Below are 21,149 nucleotides of genomic sequence, written 5' to 3' on the forward strand. Positions count from 1 at the left end.
CCCCCGTTCCGCCCACTCCGGGTGCATACCCTCAGGGGTATCAACCCACAGGGGACCCGCAGGGGAACGGAGCATCAGGTGAAGGTCGTCATCGTCGGAGGAGTCGCGGGCGGGATGTCCGCCGCCACCAGGCTGCGCCGTCTCGACGAGAGAGCGGAGATCGTCGTCCTGGAACGCGGCGCGCACGTGTCCTACGCCAACTGCGGTCTCCCGTACCACATCGGCGGAGTGATCCCGGACCGCGCCGATCTGCTGCTCCGTACGCCCGAGGACCTGGGGGCACGGTTCGCCCTGGACGTCCGCGTGGAGCACGAGGTCCTCTCGGTCGACCGGTCGGCCCGGACCGTGCGGGTGCGCGATCTCCGCGACGGCCGCGAATACACCGAGCCCTATGACCGCCTCGTCCTCAGCCCCGGCGCCACCCCCGTCGTACCGCCGGTTCCGGGTGCCGAACGGGGCCTGACACTGCGTGACGTGCAGGACTCCGACCGGGTGCTGCGCCGGGTGGAGGACGGCGCCCGGAGCGCGGTGGTGGTCGGCGGCGGCTTCATCGGCGTGGAGGTGGCCGAGAACCTGCGGCACCGGGGCCTCGCGGTCGCGCTGGTGGAGGCGGCGGATCAGGTGCTCGCCCCGCTGGACCCCGAGATGGCCCGGCCGCTCGCCACCGAACTCACCGCCGGGGGTATCGAGTTGCGGCTGGACACCCGGGTGGCCAAGGTCCTGCCGGACGCGGTGGAGCTGAGCACCGGTGAGACGCTCCCGGGAGACCTGGTGGTGTTCGCCGCCGGAGTGCGCCCGGAGACCGCGCTGGCGCGGGCCGCGGGCCTGGAGCTGGGCCCCTTCGGCGGCATCGCCGTGGACGAGGCGCAGCGCACGAGTGATCCGGACGTCTTCGCGGTCGGGGACGCGGCGGAGAAGCGGGACGCGTTCAGCGGTGAACCGGCCCTGGTCCCGCTGGCCAACCTGGCCAACCGGCACGGCCGTCTGGTGGCCGACGCCATCGCCGGCCGCCCGGTGCGCGCCCGGCCCTCCGTCGGCACGGCCGTCGTCAAGGTCCTCGGCCTGACCGCGGCCACGACCGGCTGGAACGAGAAGCGGCTGCGGGCCGCCGGACGCCCCTACCGCGCGCTGCACCTGCACGCCGCCTCGCACGCCGGCTATTACCCGGGCGCCCGGCCCCTGGCGCTGAAGCTCCTGGTGGAGCCCGGCGGCGAACGGATTCTCGGAGCCCAGGCGGTCGGGCCGGAAGGTGCCGACAAGCGCGTCGACGTCCTGGCGACGGCCATCGCCGGCGGTCTGACGGCACCGGAACTGGCCGATCTGGAGCTCGCCTACGCGCCGCCCTTCGGATCGGCGAAGGACCCCGTCAACATGCTGGGTTACGTGGCGGGGAACCTCGCCGACGGGGTCAGCCCCACCGTGCAGTGGCACGAGGTGGAGAGCCGGCTCGCGGCGGGCGCGCTGCCGCTGGACGTCCGGACTCCCGCGGAGTACGCGCGGGGGACCATCCCCGGCGCCCGGAACATCCCCCTCGACGACCTCCGGAACCGGCTCGGCGAGCTCCCCCGCGACCGGGAGATCCTCGTCTTCTGCGAGGGCGGACTGCGCGGCCACGCGGCGCTGCGGATCCTCGTCCAGGAGGGGTTCCGGACGGTCAACCTGGACGGGGGCCGGCGCACCTGGGAGGCCGGCCGTCCCGCCCGCTGAGAACGGCGCGGGACGGCGCGGGACGGCGCGGGACGGCGCGGGACGGCGCCGGGCCGGGCGGGAGCCGCTCCGGCCGGCGGAGACAGGGAAGCCGGCCGCCGGCCGTGCCGTGCACACCCGCCCCGCGCCGCCCCGTCCGCCGGCCTCGCCTCCCCCGCCGCGCCACGGCTCTCCGTGTGAAGATCCTCACCGCCTCCTCCGCGTGTCGCAGGTGCCCGGCCCGGCCGCGCCGGGGGCGGCCGGCCTTCGTTCCCCTGCTGTCCCCTGGGGGACAAGGCGGACACGGGGCCGCGCCCTCCCGGAGCGGGGCGGCCGCCGTCGGCGAGGGAAACGCCGCCCGGAACGCCGCGGAAGGGCGGCGGAGATTGCCACTGGGGCATCTGTACGGAATGGTTGCGGAAGGGGAGGAAGACCGGTCGTTCTTACGGAGAGGCGGTGGGGCTCGCTCTGCGAGGCCTTTCGGTGTGGAGAGTTCCATCTGTTCCCAGAGCCCGGCCGGTGCCGGCGCGAACGCCGGTGCCGGTACCGGCGGCGTCGGCGGCACCTGGCTCGGCGCTCCGCAGCCCGTTCTGGTGGTGAGCCCGGCCGGCACCGTGCGGGAGGCCAACCGGAGCGCGGCGGCGCTCCTCCCCTCCGCCGTGCCGGGGGCGTCCCTGCCGGAGGCCGCCCCGGCCTGGCTGGCGCTGGCCCACCAGCGGCTGGCCGCCGCCGCGGAGACCGCTCCCCCCGGGGGTTCCCCGGACCGGCAGGACGAGGCCGTGCGCGGGGAAGCCGGTGACCGGTTCCTGGAGGCGCGCCCCTCCTTCCGGGAGGACGGCGCGGTGGTGTGGTGGCTCACCGACCGGACCGACCGCCGCCGCGCCGAGCTGGCCGAGGAGGAGGTACGCCTCGAACGCCGGCGCACGGAGTTCCTGGCGGAAGCGTCCAACCAGCTGCTGGCCTCGCTCAACCCGCGCCGCTGCATGGAGGTGACCGCGCAGCTCGCCGCCCGGCATCTGGCCGACGCCGCGGTCGTCGTCGCCCCCGCCCTCGACGGGCGGCTGCCGATGACCTACTGCGGCCCCGACGGGCGCGTCACCCGCCACGACGTCCTCGCCGACGCCCGGATGGTGCCCGGGCTCAGCGAGGCCCTCCAGGGCTTCCCGCCGGTGCCCTCCCGCTGGATCGACCCGGCGGCCGCCCCGGACTGGGTGGTGCCGCCCGGCTTCACCGGGACCGTCGGCTCGATGGCCGTCACGCCCCTCCCCGGTCACGGTGTCCCGGCGGGCGCGCTCATCCTGGTGCGGCGCTCGGACCGGACGTCGTTCAGCGAGAGCGAGGAGACCCTCGCCCGGATCTTCGCGGCCCGGGCCGGTGCCGCGATGTCGGCGGCGCGGCTGTACGCGGAGCAGTCGGCGATCAGCCGGGTCCTGATGCGGGAGCTGCTGCCGCCCCCGCTCCGGCCGCTGCGCGGAGTCGAGTTCGCCGGCGGCTACCGGCCCTCCGACGACAGCGAGCGCATCGGCGGCGACTTCTACAACGTCCACCCGGGGACCGGCGGCGACGAGGAGTGCCTGGCCGTCCTCGGCGACGTCTGCGGCAAGGGCCTGGAGGCCGCGGCGCTCACCGGGAAGATCCGCAACACGGTGCACGCGCTGCTCCCCCTGGCCACCGACCATGTGCGGCTGCTGAACCTGCTCAACGGGGCACTGCTCGGCTCCCGCAGCACCCGGTTCGCGACCCTCGTCCTGGCCTCGGCCGTACGGAGCGGGGACGGGGTGCGGCTCCGGCTGACGAGCGCCGGGCATCCGGCGCCGCTGATCGTCCGCGCCGGCGGCCGGGTGGAGGAGGCGGCGACCCGCGGCTGTCTGGTGGGCGTGCTGCCCGAGATCAGGGCGAACACGGCCGTCACCGAACTGGCGCCCGGAGAAACGTGCCTGCTGTACACCGACGGCATCACCGAGGCCAGGGGCGGCCCGTTCGGTGACGAGATGTTCGGTGAGCAGCGCCTCCAGGACGCGCTGGCCGAATGCGCCGGGATGCCGGCGGAGGCCGTCGTGGAGCGTGTCCAGATGCTCGCCGCCGAGTGGGTCGGCTCCGGCCGCCACGACGACATGGCCGTCGTGGCGATCGGCGCCCCGCTCCGCCGGCGTCCCGGCCCGGCGGGCACCCCCGCGCGCCGCGCCGTCCCCGGTATCCCCCCACAGGAGCAACACCCCGGATGACGAGCACCCCCCACTCCCCCGCCGCGCCTCCCGCCACCCAGGCCGCCCCGCCCCCGGGCCCGGCCGGTGTGCCGGTCACCGAGCTCCTGTGGCAGGCCGTGTCGGCGGGTGACGAGTACGCGGCGACGGAAACCCTGCTCGCGGCCCTCGACGCCGGAGCAGACCCGGAGAGCCTCCTCCTGGAGTGCGTCGCCCCCGTCCAGGCCCGGGTGGGCCGCGAGTGGGCCGCCAACCGCATGACCGTCGCCCAGGAGCACGCGGCCACCGCCATCAACGACCGCGCCGTCGCCGCCATCGCCCACCACCCGGCGAGCCGCGGAAAGCCGGGCCGGGGCCGGATCACGGTGGCGTGCGTGCACGGGGAGTGGCACGCCCTGCCCGCCCGGCTGCTCGCCGAGGTGCTGCGGCTGCGCGGCTGGCGGGTGGACTTCCTCGGGGCCCAGGTGCCCACCCCGCACCTCATCGCGCATCTGCACCTCACCGGGCCCGACGCGGTGGCCCTCTCCAGCTCCATCCCCACCCGCCTGCCGACGGCGCACGCCACCATCACCGCCTGCCAGGCCGCCGGCATCCCGGTCCTGGCCGGAGGCGCGGCCTTCGGCCCCGACGGCCGGTACGCCCGCCTGCTGGGCGCGGACGCCTGGGCGGCGGACGCCCGGTCCGCCGCCGCCCGGCTCGACGAGGGGCCGCTCACGCGGGACCCGGCGGCCCCGGTGCGGCAGCCCGTCGACCGGCTTCCGCATCTGGCCGACCAGGAGTACACCCTCGTCTCCCGGGACGCGCCCCGGCTGGTGCGGGACACCCTCGCCGGGCTGGAGTCCCGCATCCCGGCAATGCGGGACTACACCGACGCGCAGCGCCGGCACACCGCCGAGGACATCGCCCATGTCGTCGACTTCCTCGCCACCGCCCTCTACACCGGCGACCCGGAGCTCTTCAGCGGCTTCCTCACCTGGACCGGCGGCATCCTCACCGCACGCGGCGTCCCCGCCGGCACCCTGCGCCCCGCCCTGGACGTACTGACCGGGCTGCTCGGCGACTTCCCCCGCGCCCTCACCACCCTGGCCGAGGCCCGCCGGGCCCTCGACGCGGAGTTCCACCCGGCCCCCGGCACCGCGGCGGCCGCCCCCGAGGGCGCCCCGTCCTGAGCCCCCGGCCCGGCCAACACCGCGGAACGACGGGGCCGTTCGCTCCGGCCGGCCGCCCGGACGAACGAAACGAACGAAACGAACGGACGAACGGGACGGGACGGGGGCACCCGTTCGGTCACCGGGGCGCCCGTCAGCCGTAGCCGATGTCGATGTAGTCGATGTCCGTGAACTCCACCCGCAGGTCCTGGGCGCGGCGGCCGCGGTCCTTGAAGTAGATCTCCTGGAGCCCTTCGGCGACGATGCCGCGGAGTTCGGCCTCGCCGGCCCCGGCCTCCCGGGCCTCCAGCAGCCGGGTGGCGTACGCGGGCGGCAGACGCTGGGTGAGGCGGCGGACCCGGCCGTCGTCGGTGGAGCCGGGGGCGGCGGTGAAGCCGAAGCGGGCCCGGGTCTCGACCGTGATGCCGGTGTCGGTGGCGCGGCGGCGGGCCCGCTCCCGGACGCGGGGCTGCCAGCGGCGGCGCACCTCGGCCTCCAGCCGGTCCGCGATGGGACGGGGCGGGTGCTTCCGGGTGCCCTGCAGATAGCGCTCGACCGAGCGCATGCTGACCCCGAGCAGCCCGGCCACCGCCCGGGTGGTCTTGACCTGGCCCAGCAGATAACGGACCCGCGCCTGCGTGGACTTGGGCGGCTGCCGGGTGAAGGACTCCTCGTCGGCCCGGAGCAGGCTGTCGCCGATCTCCCCCACGCCGCTCACTCCTCTCCGTCGCCGGCGCCGCCGGTCCTGATGTGGCGGGCCGGGTTGTGCCCGGCGTCGAGCAGTTCCGCCGCCCACAGCAGGGGGCGCGTGCCCTCGTGCTTGACCATGCCCGGGTTGACCCCGAGCCGGAAGCCGCCGGGCAGCGGCGCGCCCTCCGGCGTGCGCGGCAGCACGTCCAGCGGTGACGGGCCGTCGGCGAGGTACACGGCGCAGTCGGAGAGGACCGCGACCGGGTACAGGCCGGCGCCCTCGGCCAGCTTGCGCATCTTGCGGTGCATGTTGACCCGGGCCGAGGCGATCACGGCGGCGCGGATGTCCGGACGCCAGGTGGGGCGTTCCAGCGCGGGCCACCGCTCCCCGGGCCGGTGACCCCGGCCCTGGGGGCGCTCGCGGAGCTTCCCGATGCCGCCCTTGACGGTGGCCTTCACGGCGGACAGCACCGCGGCCTGGCCGGGATCGGCCTCTTGGTGCCGCTCCATCGCGGCCAGGAAGTCCGCCTCCGGCATGCCCGGGGTCACGCCGAGGCGTTCCATGGTGGCCAGGTAGGCATCGCGGAGCCGCTGGTACCAGGGGTCCAGGTAGGGGCCGTGCTCCGGCCGGATCCAGGCCTCGGACGGCCGGACGTCGTGGCCCAGTTCCGCCGCGTAGGCGAGGGTGGGCGTGGCGTACCAGGCCGGCCCGTCGGGGCGGTCACCGTGCGGGGTGAAGGGATTGGGCAGGCGCGGGTCGATCTCAATCCCGGACAGGTCCGCGTACCAGCAGCCGGGCAGCTTCTTGTCGAAGCGCGGCTCCCGTACGTGGACCGGGGCGCCCAGCCCCACCGGCAGCCGGTTGGCGGCGGCGGCGAAGGCCATGTTGACGTCCAGCCCGACCGCGTACACCCGGCCGCACTCGGCATCGGTGAGCAGCTGGGGATCGCGGATCCAGTCGCAGGCCTCCTCGTCCAGCACCTGGCCCTCGGGCCGGCCCGCAGCGACGGGGTGTTCCTCGGGGGCCTCCGGCGGGGCCGGGTCCACGGCGGACGTGAGCGAACCGGGGACGGGGCCGGGCACCCACCGCTCCCCGCGCTCCTCGCGCACCGGGCGGGTCGGCGGCCGCAGGGCCGTCATCAGCTCCAGGCCGTTGACGGCGCAGGAGCCGCGCGGAGTGAGAACCCGGGCGGCGTAGTCGCCGAGCACCTGGGCCAGTCGGGGCGCGGGCAGGGACGCGGCGCCGGGCCAGGAGCGGGGGTCGAGCGCGCCGAAGGGCAGCACGGCGAGCTGCACGCACTGGCGCCGGCCGCCGGCCGCGGGCCGGTAGATCCGCGGCCAGGGCCCGAAACCACGGCGGGTGAGCCGCCACCCGGCGCCGGTGACGGTGCGGACGACGGGGTGGTCCGCCGGCAGCCGCAAGGTGCGCCGGTCCTCCAGTTCGGGCGGCAGCCCGAGGCGGGCCGCCGCGGCGTCGGTCAGCACGACCAGCGGATCGGCGTCCCGGCCGGCCGGATGCAGCCGCTCAGCGCCGAGCCGGGCCTCGCGAAGGGCCCACTCGACCAGCTCCGGCACCGTCCTCGCCGGGCACTCCAGGACCAGGCCGCCGACTCCGTACGCGGTGCCGTCCCCGTCCAGCACCACGAGCGGGCCGTCCGCGAACGGCCGGTCGGCGGCGGGGAGTCGGGGCTGCGCGCGGGAGCCTGCGGCTGTGGTGGCGGACGGGCCGCCGGAGGCACGGGACCCGGCCGGCCGAGCGGCCTCCCGGGGACGGGCGGACGGCACGGGCCCGGCCGGAGCGACGGCGTGACGGTGAGACGGGGCCTCCCCGGTACCGCCCGAATCGGCGGGCCCCGTGGGCACGGCGGACCCGGCGGGTGCGGAAGGCACGGGCGACGCGCCGGGCCCGGCCGGTGCGGACGTCCCGGCGGACGCGGGCCGTGCGGAGGACCCGGCGTGCGCCGGTGACGCGGGGGGCGCGACGGGCCCGACCGGGCCGGAAGCATCGGTGGGCGCGCCCGGTGCGGCAGCCGCGGCAGGCCCGGCCGCTGCGGGAGACGCGGCAGGCCCGGGGGACGCGGCGGACGCAGGCGCCGCGGGGGAGGTGGAAGCCTCGGGGGACGCGGCAGGCCCGGCCGGACCGGGAGTCCCGGCGGATGCGGGCGGCACGGCACCCCCGGCGGCAGGCGCAGCGGGCCCGGCCGGGGCCGGGTGGAGCGCGGCGAGCCTGTCCAGCAGGCGGACGTACGCCTGGCGCTGCGGCGGCCGGGGTTCGGTGCGCCCCGCCTCCCAGTTGACGACCGTGGCCCGGCGCACTCCCAGCGCTTCCGCGACCTGCTCGCGGGTCAGACCGTGCGCCTTCCGCAGCCGCTCGCGCTCGGCGGGCGGCGGGAGCGTGCCCCGGCGCTCGACCAGGGCGTCGACCGCCTCGAACAACTCGGACACCGGAAACCACCCCCAGCCGCAGACTTTATACACCGGATGCGACACCCGGCGTCCCCGCCCACCGCCAGGGCAACCGCGGGTCCGCGCGCTAGGTTGACGGGATGGAACAGCGCATCAGCCTGATCACTCTGGGCGTGGCCGACGTGGCCCGCGCCCGGGCGTTCTACGAGCGCCTCGGCTGGCGGGGCCAGGAGGTCGAGGGAACGGTCTTCTTCCAGGCGGGCGGGCTCGGTCTGGTCCTCTGGGGGCGCGAGAAGCTCGCGCGGGACTCCGGTGTCGAGGACACCCGGGCGGACGGGTTCGGCGGGATCGCCCTCGCCCACAATCTGCGGTCCCCCGAGGAGGTCGACGAACTCCTCGCGGCGGCCGGGAAAGCGGGCGCCACCGTCACCCGGCCCGCGGCCCCCACGTTCTACGGCGGTTACGCGGGCGCCTTCACGGACCCCGACGGCCATGTCTGGGAGATCGCCCACAATCCGGGCTTCCCCCTCGCCGAGGACGGCTCGATCACCATCCCGGACTTCGGCGACGCCCAGCCGTCCTGACCCGGACGCGCCGGGATCCCCGCCGGGGCGGGGAACCCCCTCCGGGACCCGGTAGGGGGTGCCCGGGACCGTGTCGGCACGCGCGTCTGCCGGCCGCCGCCTCCGCGGGCCCGTCCCGGGCCGGACCGGATCTGACCCCGGAGCCGAGCCGGCATCCGGTTGCCCTGAGCGGCCCGGACCGGCCGTGTCCGCCCGCTCCGCGCACCGGGCACCTCGCCGCCACGGGCCCGGTCCGGACGGGAACGAGCCCGCGCCGGCGGGGACGGACGGGCCCGGGGCCGCTCACGTCACCCGGGCGGGCCCCGTCAGGCCGACGTGCCCGGCGTCTCCGGCCGGTCGATGATCCGCACCCAGCCGCCGTCCGGCTCGCGGCGCACGACCTGCACCCTGCCGCCCTTGCCGTCCGCCGAGCGGGTCGAGGTGAGGGCGAGGTCGCCGTGGCGGACCGTGGGCAGCGGTTCCTCCCGGGGGAACGGCAGCGGTACGTGTTCCAGCATCCGCTCGCACACCGCGCGGATCGCCTCCCGGCCGACGGTCGTGGCCCCCGGCGGGTAGGCGAGCACCGCGTCGGGGGCGTAGAGCTCGGCCAGCCCTTCGGCGTCCCGGGCGTTGGCCCGCTCCACGAACAGCCGGGTCACGTCCTCGGGGGTGACGGCGCGTTCCCGCGCGCCGGTGCCGCTCCCGTTCCCCGTCCCCGTCTCGGTCATGGGTTCCTCCCCGGTCTCTTCCCGATCTCTCGCTCGCCACCACCCTGGTGGAGCCCGCACCAGAAGTCCAAGAGCTGGTAGGTCTGGTCACTAGAATCAGCAGTTATGGAACTGCGCCAGCTCGCCTACTTCGTGGCCGTGGCCGAGGAACGGAACTTCACCCGGGCCGCCGAGCGGCTCCACGTGGCACAGCCCGGGGTGAGCGCGCAGATCCGCCGCCTCGAACGGGAGCTCGGGCAGGAACTGTTCGACCGCTCCGGGCGCTCGGTGCGGCTCACCGAGGCCGGCGCCGCGGTCCTCCCCCACGCGCGGACCGCGCTCGCGGCGGCGGCCGGCACCCGGATCGCCGTCGAGGAACTCACCGGTCTGCTGCGGGGCAGGGTGGCCATCGGCAGCGTCACCGCGCACAAGGTGGATCTCCCCGGTCTCCTCGCGGACTTCCACCGGGATCATCCGGCCGTGGAGATCACGCTCTCCGAGGAGACCACGGACGAACTGGTCGACGGCCTCCGCACGGGGCGTCTCGACGCGGCGGTCATCAGCGTGGGCGACACGGTGCCGGACGGTCTCGAGTCCCTGGTGGTGGACGACCAGCCGATCGTCGCCGCGGTCGCCCGCGACCACGAACTCGCGGCCCACCCCGGCGTCCCGCTCGACTCGCTGCGCGGGCGCGCGCTGATCAGCCTCCCCTCCGGCACGGGCCTGCGCGCCCGGCTGGACGAGGCCTGCGCGGGCGCGGGCTTCACCCCCCGGATCGCGTTCGAGGCCGGCGACCCCGGGGTGCTCGCCGAACTCGCGGCCCGCGGCCTCGGGGTGGCGATCCTGCCCGCCGTGGTCGCCGCGGCGCGGCCGGAGCGGCTGGCGGCCCTCCCGATCACGCGGCCCGGCCTGCGCGGGCGGCTGGTCTTCGCGTGGCGCGCCGGCGGCCCGGCCGGTCCGGCGGGCCGGGCCCTGGTGGGCCGTGCCCGCGAGGCCCTGCGGGCCGGCGGCCCGTGAGAACCGGGAGGTCTGCGAGGTCCGGGAGGTCCGGCGCCCGGCACCGCCGGCACGGACACCCGGCCGCCGGGCCGGCGGAAGGCCCCGTGAAGGTCAGCGGCCGGACCGGGATTCCGCTCCGCGCAGCCGCTCGTTGATGCGCCGGGCCTCTTCGAGCTGGTCCTCCAGGATGATGATCCGGCAGGCCGCCTCGATCGGGGTTCCCTGGTCGACGAGTTCGCGGGCACGGGCGGCGATCCGCAGCTGGTAGCGGGAGTAGCGGCGGTGGCCGCCGGCGGAGCGGAGGGGGGTGATCAGCCGCGCGTCCCCCACGGCCCGGAGGAAGGCGGGGGTGGTGCCGATGATCTCCGCCGCGCGGCCCATGGTGTAGGCCGGGTAGTCGTCGTCTTCGAGGGGATCGGTCGTCGTGTTGGGATGGTCTTCCGCTGCCACCTGCACCTCTGTCTCTTGACCCTGTCCTGTGAACACGCGTCGAGGGGCTCCGGTGCCGTGCGGCACCGGAGCCCCGAGGGATACAACACCATCTACCGGCTCACTGCGCCGGTCTCACTCGTTCCGTACGCCGGCCGGGAGGCCGGGATACGGGGATCTTTGAATGCGTGACCGAGGACCACCTTGCCTTTCCTGGCCTTGCCTTACCCGGGGGGACGAGGGGGGTGTCGCCCGGGCGATCCCGATGGTGATGCGCTCCTCTCTTCCGGTGATCAACGTGGTGGTACTGACTGCTGCGACGGCTCCTTGAGCCGCCCGGCCCGGCCGCCGGCGCCGAGGCCCCTTTCCCACTGCCGGCCCCGATCACCGCACCGCCGTGCCGTCCTGCTCACGCGGTCGTCGCTGCCGCGTTCCGTTGACTCCGGCTTTCGTTACACAAGAAACGTTAGCTCCAGTGCCCTCGAATGTCTACCACGGCCACAGGAGATTTCCCGGACCGGCGGCGCCTCGGGTCACGGCGCCAGGGGTTGTCCCGTAATCCGCGGTGGAGCAGCGCGCGGCGTCGGATGCGGTGCATCGCAAGGCGGAGGGGTGTTCGCATACCGGGTGTATGCGGATGTTCCGACAACGCGGCGTGGGGGCACCCCCGGCCGGAGGCTGGGAGTGCCGTACCCGGCGTCGCGCGCCCACCGGGGATTATCGGGACAACCCTTAGCTTGATCTTTAACCTGTGCGGCGAGGACGTGGAGTCGTTGATTTCGTCGTGCGTCGCTTTGAGGGGCCGGGTTTGCGAACGATGTGCACGTCATAGCGTGCGGTGGGCTGGTTGTTCCTGCGGCCGGGTGGCCGTCCCGGGCCAGGCCGGGAGGATTTCGGTGCTTCGGCCGGGCAGGCGGCCTTCGGCCGCAGGTGCCGAAAGTCGCGACGGACGCGGGCGGGGGTGAGCCTGTCGGGCGGGGTCGGCTTTTCCCACGGTCGCCGGAGGTCTGCCGCCAGCGGGCGGGCGAGTCGGAGCTGGGTGAAGGCGACGATGATCAGCCAGGTCCAGCGGTCGGCGGCTTCGGGGGTGCGGATCTTCGGGCAGGTCCAGCCCAGGGTCTGTTTGAACAGGCGGAAGGTGTGCTCGATGTCGAAGCGCCGCAGAAACGCCTGCCATAGACGGTCGACGTCGACTGTGGTGGCGTCGGTGCCCGACCACCACAGCCAGACCGGCTTGGGTGTCGCGCCGCTGGGCAGATGCTCGACCTGCAAGTGGATCACGGTGCCCTCGATGACCGGCAGGGCGCCGAGCTGGGAAGTCCAGGCAGAGCGGTGGGTCAGTCTCGGGTGGAGCCGGTCCCATGCCCGGGCGGTGGCGGTGCCGTAGAGACGGGTTGTGGTCACCGTCTGCTCATCGGGTGCGCCCCAGGTGTTCGGGTCACCGAAGACGAACTCCCCTCCGTGGCGGGGCGGCCGGCCCCGAGCGCCGGGCTCGCGAGGCGGGACCGCGCGGCGTAGGACCCGGTCCGAGCGCATCCGGCCCAATACCTGCACCGGCAGATCTCTGAGCAGGAAGGCCAGGCGGGGCACGTCGTATCCGGCGTCCACCACGATCAGGATCTCCGGGTCGCCGTCCCTCCACTGCCCGGCTGAGATCAGCCGCTCGACCAGTTCACGCATCTGGCCGGCCGTGACGGTGGCAGCGTCGTCGCCCGGGGCCAGACGCAGTGCGTCCAGCGGCGCGGTCCACGAACTGCGTCCCGTCTCCAGCGCGCAGATCACCGAGTAGGGCCAGCCGGGCACGGGAATGTGCTGGTCCTTGCCCCGGCCGTAGGTGTGGCACAGGATCCGCTGCGGCGAGGTGTGCGCGTTGGGCCGCAGCCAGCAGGTCAGATCGGCGGCCAGCACCAGCCGGCCGTCCGCCGCCCGTGGCAGCGGAACCGTTGCCAGGGCCCGTCGCAGCCGGGCCACGTCGACCCGGCCTGCGGACAGGGCGTCGTAGAGCCCGCCGTGCCCGCGCCGGTGTTCGCCCACCAGCGACAGTTCCACCAGCGACCGGACCGGGCCGTCCGCACACAGCACGGCATCGGCCAACTCGAACAGCGCATCCGCTCGCCGGGTCAGACAGGAGTAGAACTCACCCCGGAAGCATGACAGTTCCGCAAACGGATCCTGCCGGACGACGTGCTGCAGCAGACTCATCCCCACGGCCTTCGCGCTGAGCTTGTGTGTTCCTTGGTCGGATCACATGCTCAGCCGAAGGCCGCCTTCACATACGGCAGTTACCAGCCCGAGTGATCAAGTACGAGGAGTCGTTCGACCTCCAAGGTTGAAGATCAAGTTAGGCGTGACCGCCAGGGACACCGGCGTGCGCGAGGGCGCCCGGGGTGAGGCGGCCGACGATCGCCGGGGCCTCCCGGACGAGCGTGTCGTCGGTGAGCGCTTCCACCATGAACAGGGCGAAGTCCACACGGCGTGTCAGATTGCCGGACAGCACCGGGTCACCGACGTGCCGGCTCCACACGGGCAGGCCCTGGCTCTCCCCCTCCTCCAGAGAGCTGCCGCGCACCACGGTCCACCGGGTGTCGCTGGCGAACACCCGGCGGCACGCCTCCACTTGATCGTCGATCTCGACGTAGCGGAGGAGCCTGCCCAGGCGGGCGGCGATCCACAGGGCCGCCGCGAAGCCCCGCGGGTACCGGTCCTTGCCGTCACGCGTGATGTGCCAGCCGCAGGAGAAGACCAGGCGCGCGCCCGGCCACGCGTGATCGAGGACCGCCTGTGCCGTGCCCGACGCGTACTGCCGCACACCCCAGGGCACCAGCACCGTCAGCACTCCGTCGCACCCGGCGACCGCCCGCCGGATCACCGCCGGGTCGTTCGTGGGCCCGGGGACGACGGTCATCCGGCCTTCGAACGCGGCCAGCTTCGGCACGCTGCGCTCGCGGCAGACGCCGACCACCTCGTAGCCCCGCTCCAGCGCGTGCCGGACCATGTACCGCCCGAGCTTCCCCGAAGCCCCGACGATGCAGACCTTCTTCACCCCATCCGCGCCCATGGCGCACCCCTTCCCCGGAGGTCAACCTTACGATGTAAGGCACGCTATCCTTACGCCGTAAGGCAGTCAAGGGAAGCGGAGGAGGGGGCATGCCCCAAGGAGGCAGGGGCCGGCGCGGGACGCTCAGCCGCGGGCTGGTGATCCGCACGGCGATGGCGGTGGCGGACGAGAAGGGCTCGGCCGCGCTCACCATGCGGGCCGTCGCCGGGTCCCTGGGCGTCGAGGCGATGTCGCTCTACCACCACGTGGCCGGCCGAGAGGACCTCCTTGACGGCATGGTGGACGCGGTGTTCGAGGAGATCGACCTGCCGCCGCGCGGCACGGACTGGAAGAGCGCCATGCGCCGGCGCGCGGTCTCCGCCCGCGCCGCGCTCCGGCGCCATCCGTGGGCCGTCCCCCTGATGGACTCCCGCACCCGGCCCGGCCCCGCGACCCTGCGCCACCATGACACCGTCATCGGGTTGCTCCGCGCCGGAGGGTTCTCCGTCCCGATGGCCGCGCACGCCGTCTCGCTGATCGACAGCTACCTGTACGGCTTCGTGCTGCAGGAGCTGAGCCTGCCGTTCAGCGACTCGGCGGAGCTGGACGAGGTGGCGGGCGCCATCCTGCGCGAGATGCCCGCCGACGCCTATCCCCATCTCACCGAGCTCGCCACGGAGCACGCCCTCAAGCCCGGTTACTCCTACGCCGACGAGTTCGACTTCGGCCTCACCCTCATTCTCGACGCCCTGCACCCGGACGAGGGCTCCGGCGCCCAAGGTTAGAGCCCGTCCGGCCGTTCCCACCGGGGCCGCGGCGCCCGGCACCGCACTCCCGCGGTCTCCGGCCGGAGGCGCCCCAGGCCGCGTCGCCGGCCCGCCCGCGTACGCCCGGCACTCGGGCGGCCCACCGCGGTGCGCGGCGCGGCCCCTTCACGCCGCGGTCCGATCCGGCGCGAAGGGGCGGACGGGCCCTATCCGCCGTCCCGGTCCGGCGCGGCACCGCGCAGGAAGAGGGCGACGACCTGCCGCACGGTCTCCCCCACCGGGGCCTCCTCGGGGCGCTGTTCCGGTGGCATGGCGACATCGCCGGGCATCGGCTCGGCGACCCCGGCGAGTTCGAGGAAGGCCGTGGCGAGGAATCCGGGATCGGCCTTCCGCAGCTCGCCCGCGGCCACGGCGTCCGCCATGAGCGCGGTCATGGGGGCGATGAGCCGCTCCACGTAGCGCCGGGAGATCTCCGTGCGGGTGGCGTCGTCCAGGTGGCGGGTGGCGTCGTAGACCCGCAGGCCGAGCGTGGAGTTATAGGTGCCCAGCGCGTAGGTGGCCACGACCGACTCCAGCCGTTCGCGCAGGGTCTCCCCCGCCGTCATCGCCGTTCGCAGCACCTCGCCCGCCTCGTCGATGTACCGGTGGGCGACCTCGGTGAAGATCTCGGCCTTTCCGCCCGGGAAGTGGTGGTACAGGCTGGCCTTCTTCACGCCGACCGTCTTGGCGATCTCCTCCAGGGAGACCCCGAGGTATCCCCGCTCCAGCAGCAGGACGGCGAACTCCTCCCGGGCACGGAGGCGTGTGTCGGGTTTGCGGGGCATGGGCTCAGACTCCTGTACGGGTGCGGCGGACGAGCGCGGTGCGGACCGCGAGGGCGCCCAGCAGAAGCAGAGCGGCCACGACCATGGTGCCCGGCCACAGGCTCTGCTCCCTCCATCCCGGGGAGAGCAGGGCGCGCATCGCCTCCAGGGGCGGTGTGAGCGGGTTGAGGCCGGCGGCGACGGCCATCCAGCCGTCCAGGCTCGCGCGGGGGACGAAGGTGGCCGTGAAGAAGGACAGCGGGAAGAAGACCAGGGTCACAGAGCTCACCGCGGAGGCGCTGCCGGTCCACAGGCCGGCGGCCGCGGCCAGCAGCAGGAAGCCGAGTCCCACCAGGACGGTGGCGGCGACGACGGCGGCCGCCGCGGCGAGCCCTCCGGCGGGGCGGAGCCCGAGGAGCCCTCCGAGCGCGGTGAGCGCGGCGGCCTGGGCGGCGAGGACGGCCGTCCCGGCGAGGACGGGCGCCGCGACGAGGGCCGAACGGCCCGCCGGGGTCAGCCACAGCCGCGCGTGGTACCCGGATTCGATGTCCCGGACCAGTAGTTGACCGGCGATCGCTCCCCCGGTGAAGGCCGTGGTCAGCAGGCAGAGCGGCAGAACGACCTCCACATAGCTCCGGCCGGCGCCGGCCGCGCCCGCCACCGGGGAGAGCTGGGCCTCGTAGACCACGAGGAAGAAGGCGCTCATGAGGAGCGGGGAGAGGATCAGGGAGGGGGTGCGGGCGCAGGTGCGCAGGGAGCGCGCGGTGAGCGCGAGGAGGGCGGCCGGGGCGCCGCCCGGCCTGCCGGTGGTCTCGGTGGCCTCGGGGGTGGTGATGCCGGCCGGGCCGGCGGTGGAAGGGGTGGTGTCCGCGCTCATGCCGCTGCCCCGCTCTCGTGTCCGTCGTGCCGGTTTCCGTCGGGGCTGTCGTCGTGGTTGCCGGCCCCGTGCCCGTGCTCCGGCACGGCGGCCAGGCGGAGGTAAACGTCCTCCAGGCTGGGTTCGTCGACCCGGATGGCGTCGGCGCGCAGCCCTTCGGCGGCGAGTGCCAGGAGCATGTCGCTGTCCGCGCCGGCCCGGGAGAGTTTCGCCCGTACGGTGCCTGCGGCGAGCAGGCCGGCGGTTTCCCCGCGTCCGGTGAGCAGACGCAGGGCGCGGGCCGCGGCGCCCTCGTCGCCGAACCGCAGGGTCAGCGCCCGCTCCCCCACGCTCTCCTTGAGCGCCCGGGGCGAGGCGGAGGCGATGAGCCGCCCCTCGCGCAGGATGCCGACGCGGTGGCAGAGTTCGTCGGCCTCTTCCAGATACTGCGTGGTCAGCAGCACGGTGACGCCGGACTCGACGGAGAGGCGGCGGATCTCGGACCACAGGGAGCGGCGGCTCTCCGGGTCCAGGCCGGTGGTGGGCTCGTCCAGGAACAGCACCCGCGGGCGCTGGACGAGGGCGACGGCGAGATCGATCCGGCGCCGCTGTCCCCCGCTGAGCTTCCCGACAGGGGTGTCGGCGTGCCGGGCCATGCCGGTCACGGCGAGGAGCTCGTCGCAGCGGCCGCGGGCCCGGGCGGCGGCGAGGCCGTGCATCCGGCCCTGGAGAAGGAGGAGTTCACGTCCGGCCATCCCCGGGTCGAGAGCCGTGTCCTGGAGCACCGTGCCGGAACGGGAGCGGACCAGCGCGGGCTCCGCGGCCACATCGGCTCCGGCCACGCGGGCGGTGCCGCGGGTGGGCCGGAGCATGGTCGTCAGCATGCGGACCGTCGTGCTCTTGCCCGAGCCGTTGGGACCCAGGAGTCCGTAGATCTCGGCGGGGGCGACTTCCAGATCGAGGTCGCGCACGGCGGCGCGGCCCGCGAAGTCGCGTCCCAGCCCCGAGGCGCGAATGGAGGAATCGGGAGTGCTTGTGCTCATGGACTAAACCTACCTATCGATAGGTAGGTTTAGCAACCGGGCTTCACCCGGCGGCGCCGTCCGCCGGAGCACACGGGGACCGGCCGGCCGCGTCAACCGTCGTTCGTCACAGCGGAACCGGCCGCCTCGTGAGCGCCGCCACCGCCCGGACGGGTTCCGGTGCGCGGGGTCGCGGCCGGCCGGCTCCGGTCCTGATCCGGACGGCGCCGGTCACTCCCACGGCGCCGGGCCGGCGCGGTCCGCCCACGCGGCCAGGTCGGCTCCGTCGAAGCAGCGGATGCCCGTCCGCGCGGCGTAGTCGGCCGCGGGTTCGGTGAACGTGCTGGTGGTGACGAGGGCGGCGACGTCGGCCTCGTGGACGGTGAAGCAGGTGCCGCCGAACCGCTGCAGCTCCTGGGAGCCGACCTTGTTCGTCTCGCAGTAGCGCTTGCACTGGATGACGACCCGCCGGCCGTCCGGGCTGGTGGCCACCACGTCGGCGCCGAGATCGTTGGCCCCGCCCACCACGCTCACGTCCCCGCAGCCGTCGCGTTCGCACAGCGCCGCGACGGCCTCCTCGAAGGCGTCGGCGTCCATCGCGTCGTAGGCACCGCGGATCTCCTGCTCCGGGCACGGCTCCCCGTCCGGCTCCGCGGCCTGCTCCGGCGCGGGGGCCGCGAGCGGCTCCGGGACCGCTTCCCCGCCCCCCTCCGGGTGCAGGTCGGGCAGCAGCTCCGGCATCGCCTCGCGCTCTGCGGCGGAGACCTCCTCCTCCACCGGGACGGTGCCGGGGTGCCGGCCCGCGGCGATCCGCGCCTGCCGGCGGCCGCGCAGCACGGCGACCGCCGCCGCGACGGCCACCAGCGTCCCGAGCACCGCGGTCGCCAGATGCCCCGGGGAGGCCTGGCTCGCCTGCTTCAGGGTGAGCCCGATCCCGCAGACGAGGATGACCAGCAGCCCGAGGGTGGACGCCAACTGGCGTGCCCCGAGCGGCCGTCCGGGCTCGGGCTCGTCGTGGCCGGGTATGCGGCGCCGGGTCGGTGTGGCCATGGACGGGATCCCCCCTGAGGTCCGAACGAAGATCGTTCCTGCCTCCTGCCCCGGGGCCGCCGTTTCAGCACCGTTTCACCACGGACCTCGCCGCCGGCGGGCCCGGCCGCCGTCCCTGCCGCGCCGCCCGCCGTCCGCCGTCCGGCCGCGCCGCGCTCCCGCCGCGCTCCCGGCCCGCCGCCCTCAGCCGTGGAGCGCCGCCTCGCCGGTGACGCCGATGCCCGTCCGCTCACCGGGCCGGACGGTCACCGGTCCGGCGACGCGCACGTCCACGGGGGTGTCCAGTCCCTCGACCACGACGCTGACCATGGCGTCGTGCCCGAAGTAGCTCACGTCGCGCACCGTGCCGAGGGCCTCCGCGGCAGCGGCCTCGGTGAGCCGCAGCTGCTCCGGCCGCAGCAGCACGATCCCCTCCCGGGAGCCGCTCGCCGCGGCGCCGTTCCCGGAGGAGCGGGTGACCGGAATCCGGCCCAGGGCGGTGACGGCCGCGCCGTCGCGGGCCGTGGCGGGGAGTGTCACGGCCTCGCCCACGAAGCCCGCGACCCACAGGTCGGCCGGGTGGCGGTAGACGTCCTGCGGGGTACCGCACTGGGCGACCGTCCCGTTCCGCACGACGGCCACCAGGTCGGCGGTGGACAGGGCCTCCTGCTGGTCGTGGGTGACCAGGACGGCGGTGGCGCCGGTGGCGCGCAGCGCGGCCCGGACGTCGGCCCGCACCTCCGTGCGCAGGGCGCTGTCGAGGGCGTTGAACGGCTCGTCCAGCAGCACCAGTTCCGGCTGCGGTGCCAGAGCCCGGGCCAGCGCCACCCGCTGCTGCTGGCCTCCGGAGAGCTCGTGCGGCATCCGCTCCCCGTAGCCGGCGAGCCCGACCAGGTCGAGCATCTCCTCGGTGCGGCGGCGGCGCTCCCCGCGGTCCTTGCCGGGCAGGCCGAAGGCCACGTTGCGGGCCACGCTCAGATGCGGGAAGAGCGCGCCCTCCTGCGGGACGATGCCGATCCGGCGCCGCTCGGGCGGCACATGCGTACCGGGGCCCTCGACGGTGCGGCCGGCCACCTCGACGGTGCCCGCGTCCGCGCGCAGGAAGCCGGCGATGATCCGCAGCAGCGTCGTCTTGCCGCAGCCGGAGGGGCCGAGTACGGCGGCCAGGGCCCCGCCGGGCACGGTGAGGCCGAGACCGTCGAGCACGGGGGTGCCGCCGTCGTAGGACTTCGTCAGGGCGGAGATGCGCAGTTCGGTCATGTGCGGTGCCTCCCGAGCAGATACGAGGGGACGGCCGCGAGGAGGATCAGCGCGGCGGCGTACGGGGCGGCGGCGGCGAAGGCGCCGGCGCCGGTCTCGGTCCACAGGCGGGTGGCCAGGGTGTCCATGCCGGTGGGGCGGAGCAGCAGGGTCGCGGGGAGTTCCTTCATGCACACCACGAAGGTCAGCGCCGCCCCGGCGGCCACTCCGGGCGCCGCGAGCGGGACGGTGACCTCGCGCAGGGCCCGCAGCGGCGAGCGGCCGAGGGAGCGGGCCACGTCCTCCAGCACGGGCGGGGCCTGGAGGACGGCGGCGCGCGTGGCGGCCACCGCGACGGGCAGGAACAGCACCGCGTAGGCCGCGACCAGCAACGGCAGTTCCTGGTAGAGCGGGTGGGCGTAGCGGACGGCGAGGAAGACCAGGGCCAGGGCCACGGTGATGCCGGGCAGCGCGTGCCCGGCGTAGGCCGTCTGCTCCAGGAGCCGGGCGGCGCGGCCCCGGTGGCGGGCGGCGATCACGCCGACGGGCAGGGCCAGCACGGTGGTGAGCGCGGCCCCGGCGGCGGCGACGCCGAGCGTGGCCCAGGCGGTCTGGGCGAGGCGGGCGGGGTCCCAGGTCGCGGAGGAGCCGACGGCCAGCCAGTAGCCGAGGGTGCCCAGCGGAAGGGCGACGGCCACGGCCGTCACCGCGCCGCACCAGGCCAGGGCGGGGACCCGCCAGCGGCCCAGGCCGGCGGGCAGGGCGGGACGCGCGGTGCCGGTGCCGGTCCGGGCGTGCCCGGCGCGTCCCCGGGTGCGGGCCTCGGCCGCGACGAGGAGCACGGTCATCACGACGAGGACGACGCTGAGGGCGGCCGCCGGGGTGCGGTCGAAGCTGGCGCGGTAGGAGGTGTGGATGGCGCGCGTGAAGGTGTCGTAGCGCATCAGGGAGACCGCGCCGAAGTCGGAGAGCACGTAGAGCGCGACCAGCAGACCTCCGCCCGCGGCGGCGGGCCGCAGCTGCGGGAGGGTGACCCGCAGGAAGGTGCGGACCGGCCCGAGCCCGAGGGAGCGGGACGCCTCCTCCTGCGCGGGATCGGTGCCGCGCAGGGCGGCGGTCACCGGCAGGTAGACGTACGGGAAGCTCACGAGGGTCAGCGCGAGGGCGGCTCCGGTGAACCCGGCCAGGCCGGGGGCGGCGGACAGCCAGGTGAACGCGGCGACGTAGCTGGGCACCGCCAGCGGCAGGGTCACCAGGACCGACCAGAACCGGGCGCCGGGCAGATCGGTGCGCACGGTGAGCCAGGCCAGGGAGACCCCGAGCACGAGGCAGGCGGTGACGACGACGGCGGTGAGCCCCAGGCTCCGGCCGAGCAGTGAGGCGGTGCGCTCGGTCATGACGAGGTCCCAGGCGTGCCCGGGGCCGCGCTCCAGGGCGCGGACGGCGAGATAGCCGAGCGGCAGCAGCGCGAACAGCGAGGCGATGCTCGCGAGGATCATCAGGGGCCAGGGCGGCCGGCTCCCGGCGCGCCGGTACCCGGCGGGCGCCGGGGCGCCGGCCGGGC

The 21,149-nt window shown here is 75.3% G+C and carries 18 protein-coding genes; 6 read left to right on the forward strand and 12 right to left on the reverse strand.

The genetic code is table 11. The annotated features are described in order from the left end of the window. The first annotated feature begins 78 nt into the window (after positions 1-78). The 3 genes from IF83_RS0124880 (at position 79) to IF83_RS0124890 (ending at position 5,059) form a co-directional block, all read left to right on the forward strand. Positions 79-1,707, forward strand: a complete 1,629-nt coding sequence (locus IF83_RS0124880; protein WP_030547808.1) for an FAD-dependent oxidoreductase — start codon at positions 79-81, stop codon at positions 1,705-1,707. A 464-nt stretch (positions 1,708-2,171) separates the two neighbouring features. After that, positions 2,172-3,911 (forward strand): SpoIIE family protein phosphatase, encoded by a 1,740-nt coding sequence (locus tag IF83_RS0124885; RefSeq protein WP_394297373.1) that lies wholly within the window; start codon positions 2,172-2,174, stop codon positions 3,909-3,911. After that, positions 3,908-5,059 carry a cobalamin B12-binding domain-containing protein gene (locus IF83_RS0124890; RefSeq protein ID WP_078843842.1) on the forward strand — a complete coding sequence of 384 codons (1,152 nt, stop codon included), beginning with the start codon at positions 3,908-3,910 and terminating at the stop codon, positions 5,057-5,059. Before IF83_RS0124885 ends, IF83_RS0124890 begins: the two co-directional genes overlap by 4 nt. Before the next feature lie 133 nt (positions 5,060-5,192). On the opposite strand, the gene tpg is transcribed toward IF83_RS0124890, so the two are convergent. After that, positions 5,193-5,747: a telomere-protecting terminal protein Tpg gene (gene tpg / locus IF83_RS0124895; RefSeq protein ID WP_030547815.1), complete on the reverse strand. Its 555-nt coding sequence runs from the start codon at positions 5,745-5,747 to the stop codon at positions 5,193-5,195. A 5-nt stretch (positions 5,748-5,752) separates the two neighbouring features. Further along, positions 5,753-8,173, reverse strand: coding sequence for a telomere-associated protein Tap (tap, locus tag IF83_RS30655; RefSeq protein ID WP_030547817.1), 2,421 nt, complete (start codon positions 8,171-8,173; stop codon positions 5,753-5,755). 101 nt (positions 8,174-8,274) lie between these two features. Here tap and IF83_RS0124905 point away from each other — a divergent pair, with 101 nt between their 5' ends. Beyond that, a complete protein-coding gene (locus IF83_RS0124905) occupies positions 8,275-8,718 on the forward strand; it encodes a VOC family protein (protein WP_030547818.1) in 444 nt (147 codons plus the stop codon). A gap of 305 nt (positions 8,719-9,023) precedes the next feature. Here IF83_RS0124905 and IF83_RS0124910 read toward each other — a convergent pair whose 3' ends face one another. Beyond that, complete coding sequence (locus IF83_RS0124910; protein ID WP_037681229.1) at positions 9,024-9,425, reverse strand: YybH family protein; 402 nt, start codon at positions 9,423-9,425, stop codon at positions 9,024-9,026. A gap of 105 nt (positions 9,426-9,530) precedes the next feature. Here IF83_RS0124910 and IF83_RS0124915 point away from each other — a divergent pair, with 105 nt between their 5' ends. Then, positions 9,531-10,421: a LysR family transcriptional regulator gene (locus tag IF83_RS0124915; protein ID WP_030547823.1), complete on the forward strand. Its 891-nt coding sequence runs from the start codon at positions 9,531-9,533 to the stop codon at positions 10,419-10,421. Positions 10,422-10,514: 93 nt separating this feature from the next. On the opposite strand, the gene IF83_RS0124920 is transcribed toward IF83_RS0124915, so the two are convergent. The 3 genes from IF83_RS0124920 to IF83_RS0124930 all read right to left on the reverse strand — a co-directional run bounded on the left by IF83_RS0124920 (position 10,515) and on the right by IF83_RS0124930 (position 13,890). Further along, positions 10,515-10,784, reverse strand: coding sequence for a MerR family transcriptional regulator (locus IF83_RS0124920; RefSeq protein WP_078843847.1), 270 nt, complete (start codon positions 10,782-10,784; stop codon positions 10,515-10,517). A 792-nt stretch (positions 10,785-11,576) separates the two neighbouring features. Continuing rightward, the gene (locus tag IF83_RS0124925) at positions 11,577-13,034 is read right to left on the reverse strand and encodes an NF041680 family putative transposase (RefSeq protein ID WP_030547827.1); all 1,458 of its coding nucleotides are present in this window, start codon (positions 13,032-13,034) and stop codon (positions 11,577-11,579) included. A gap of 139 nt (positions 13,035-13,173) precedes the next feature. Next, positions 13,174-13,890, reverse strand: coding sequence for an NAD(P)-dependent oxidoreductase (locus IF83_RS0124930; RefSeq protein WP_030547829.1), 717 nt, complete (start codon positions 13,888-13,890; stop codon positions 13,174-13,176). Positions 13,891-13,979: 89 nt separating this feature from the next. Between IF83_RS0124930 and IF83_RS0124935 the strand changes: the two genes are divergently transcribed. Further along, the gene (locus IF83_RS0124935; RefSeq protein ID WP_030547831.1) at positions 13,980-14,654 is read left to right on the forward strand and encodes a TetR/AcrR family transcriptional regulator; all 675 of its coding nucleotides are present in this window, start codon (positions 13,980-13,982) and stop codon (positions 14,652-14,654) included. A gap of 188 nt (positions 14,655-14,842) precedes the next feature. Here IF83_RS0124935 and IF83_RS0124940 read toward each other — a convergent pair whose 3' ends face one another. The 6 genes from IF83_RS0124940 to IF83_RS0124965 form a co-directional block, all read right to left on the reverse strand. Further along, positions 14,843-15,460 carry a TetR/AcrR family transcriptional regulator gene (locus tag IF83_RS0124940; RefSeq protein ID WP_030547833.1) on the reverse strand — a complete coding sequence of 206 codons (618 nt, stop codon included), beginning with the start codon at positions 15,458-15,460 and terminating at the stop codon, positions 14,843-14,845. Between the two features lie 4 nt (positions 15,461-15,464). Beyond that, positions 15,465-16,316, reverse strand: coding sequence for an ABC transporter permease (locus tag IF83_RS0124945; RefSeq protein ID WP_030547835.1), 852 nt, complete (start codon positions 16,314-16,316; stop codon positions 15,465-15,467). Next, on the reverse strand, positions 16,313-17,338 hold the full coding sequence (locus IF83_RS0124950; protein WP_078843843.1) for an ABC transporter ATP-binding protein: 1,026 nt from the start codon (positions 17,336-17,338) through the stop codon (positions 16,313-16,315). The genes IF83_RS0124945 and IF83_RS0124950 overlap by 4 nt, the downstream gene beginning before the upstream one ends. 210 nt (positions 17,339-17,548) lie before the next feature. Beyond that, the gene (locus IF83_RS0124955) at positions 17,549-18,367 is read right to left on the reverse strand and encodes a restriction endonuclease (protein WP_030547839.1); all 819 of its coding nucleotides are present in this window, start codon (positions 18,365-18,367) and stop codon (positions 17,549-17,551) included. A gap of 183 nt (positions 18,368-18,550) precedes the next feature. Then, positions 18,551-19,606, reverse strand: a complete 1,056-nt coding sequence (locus IF83_RS0124960) for an ABC transporter ATP-binding protein (protein ID WP_030547841.1) — start codon at positions 19,604-19,606, stop codon at positions 18,551-18,553. Further along, positions 19,603-21,084: an ABC transporter permease gene (locus IF83_RS0124965; RefSeq protein ID WP_244177197.1), complete on the reverse strand. Its 1,482-nt coding sequence runs from the start codon at positions 21,082-21,084 to the stop codon at positions 19,603-19,605. The genes IF83_RS0124960 and IF83_RS0124965 overlap by 4 nt, the downstream gene beginning before the upstream one ends. Between the last annotated feature and the right edge of the window lie 65 nt (positions 21,085-21,149).

This window comes from Streptomyces albus subsp. albus, from assembly GCF_000719865.1.
Lineage (GTDB): Bacteria > Actinomycetota > Actinomycetes > Streptomycetales > Streptomycetaceae > Streptomyces > Streptomyces albus_E.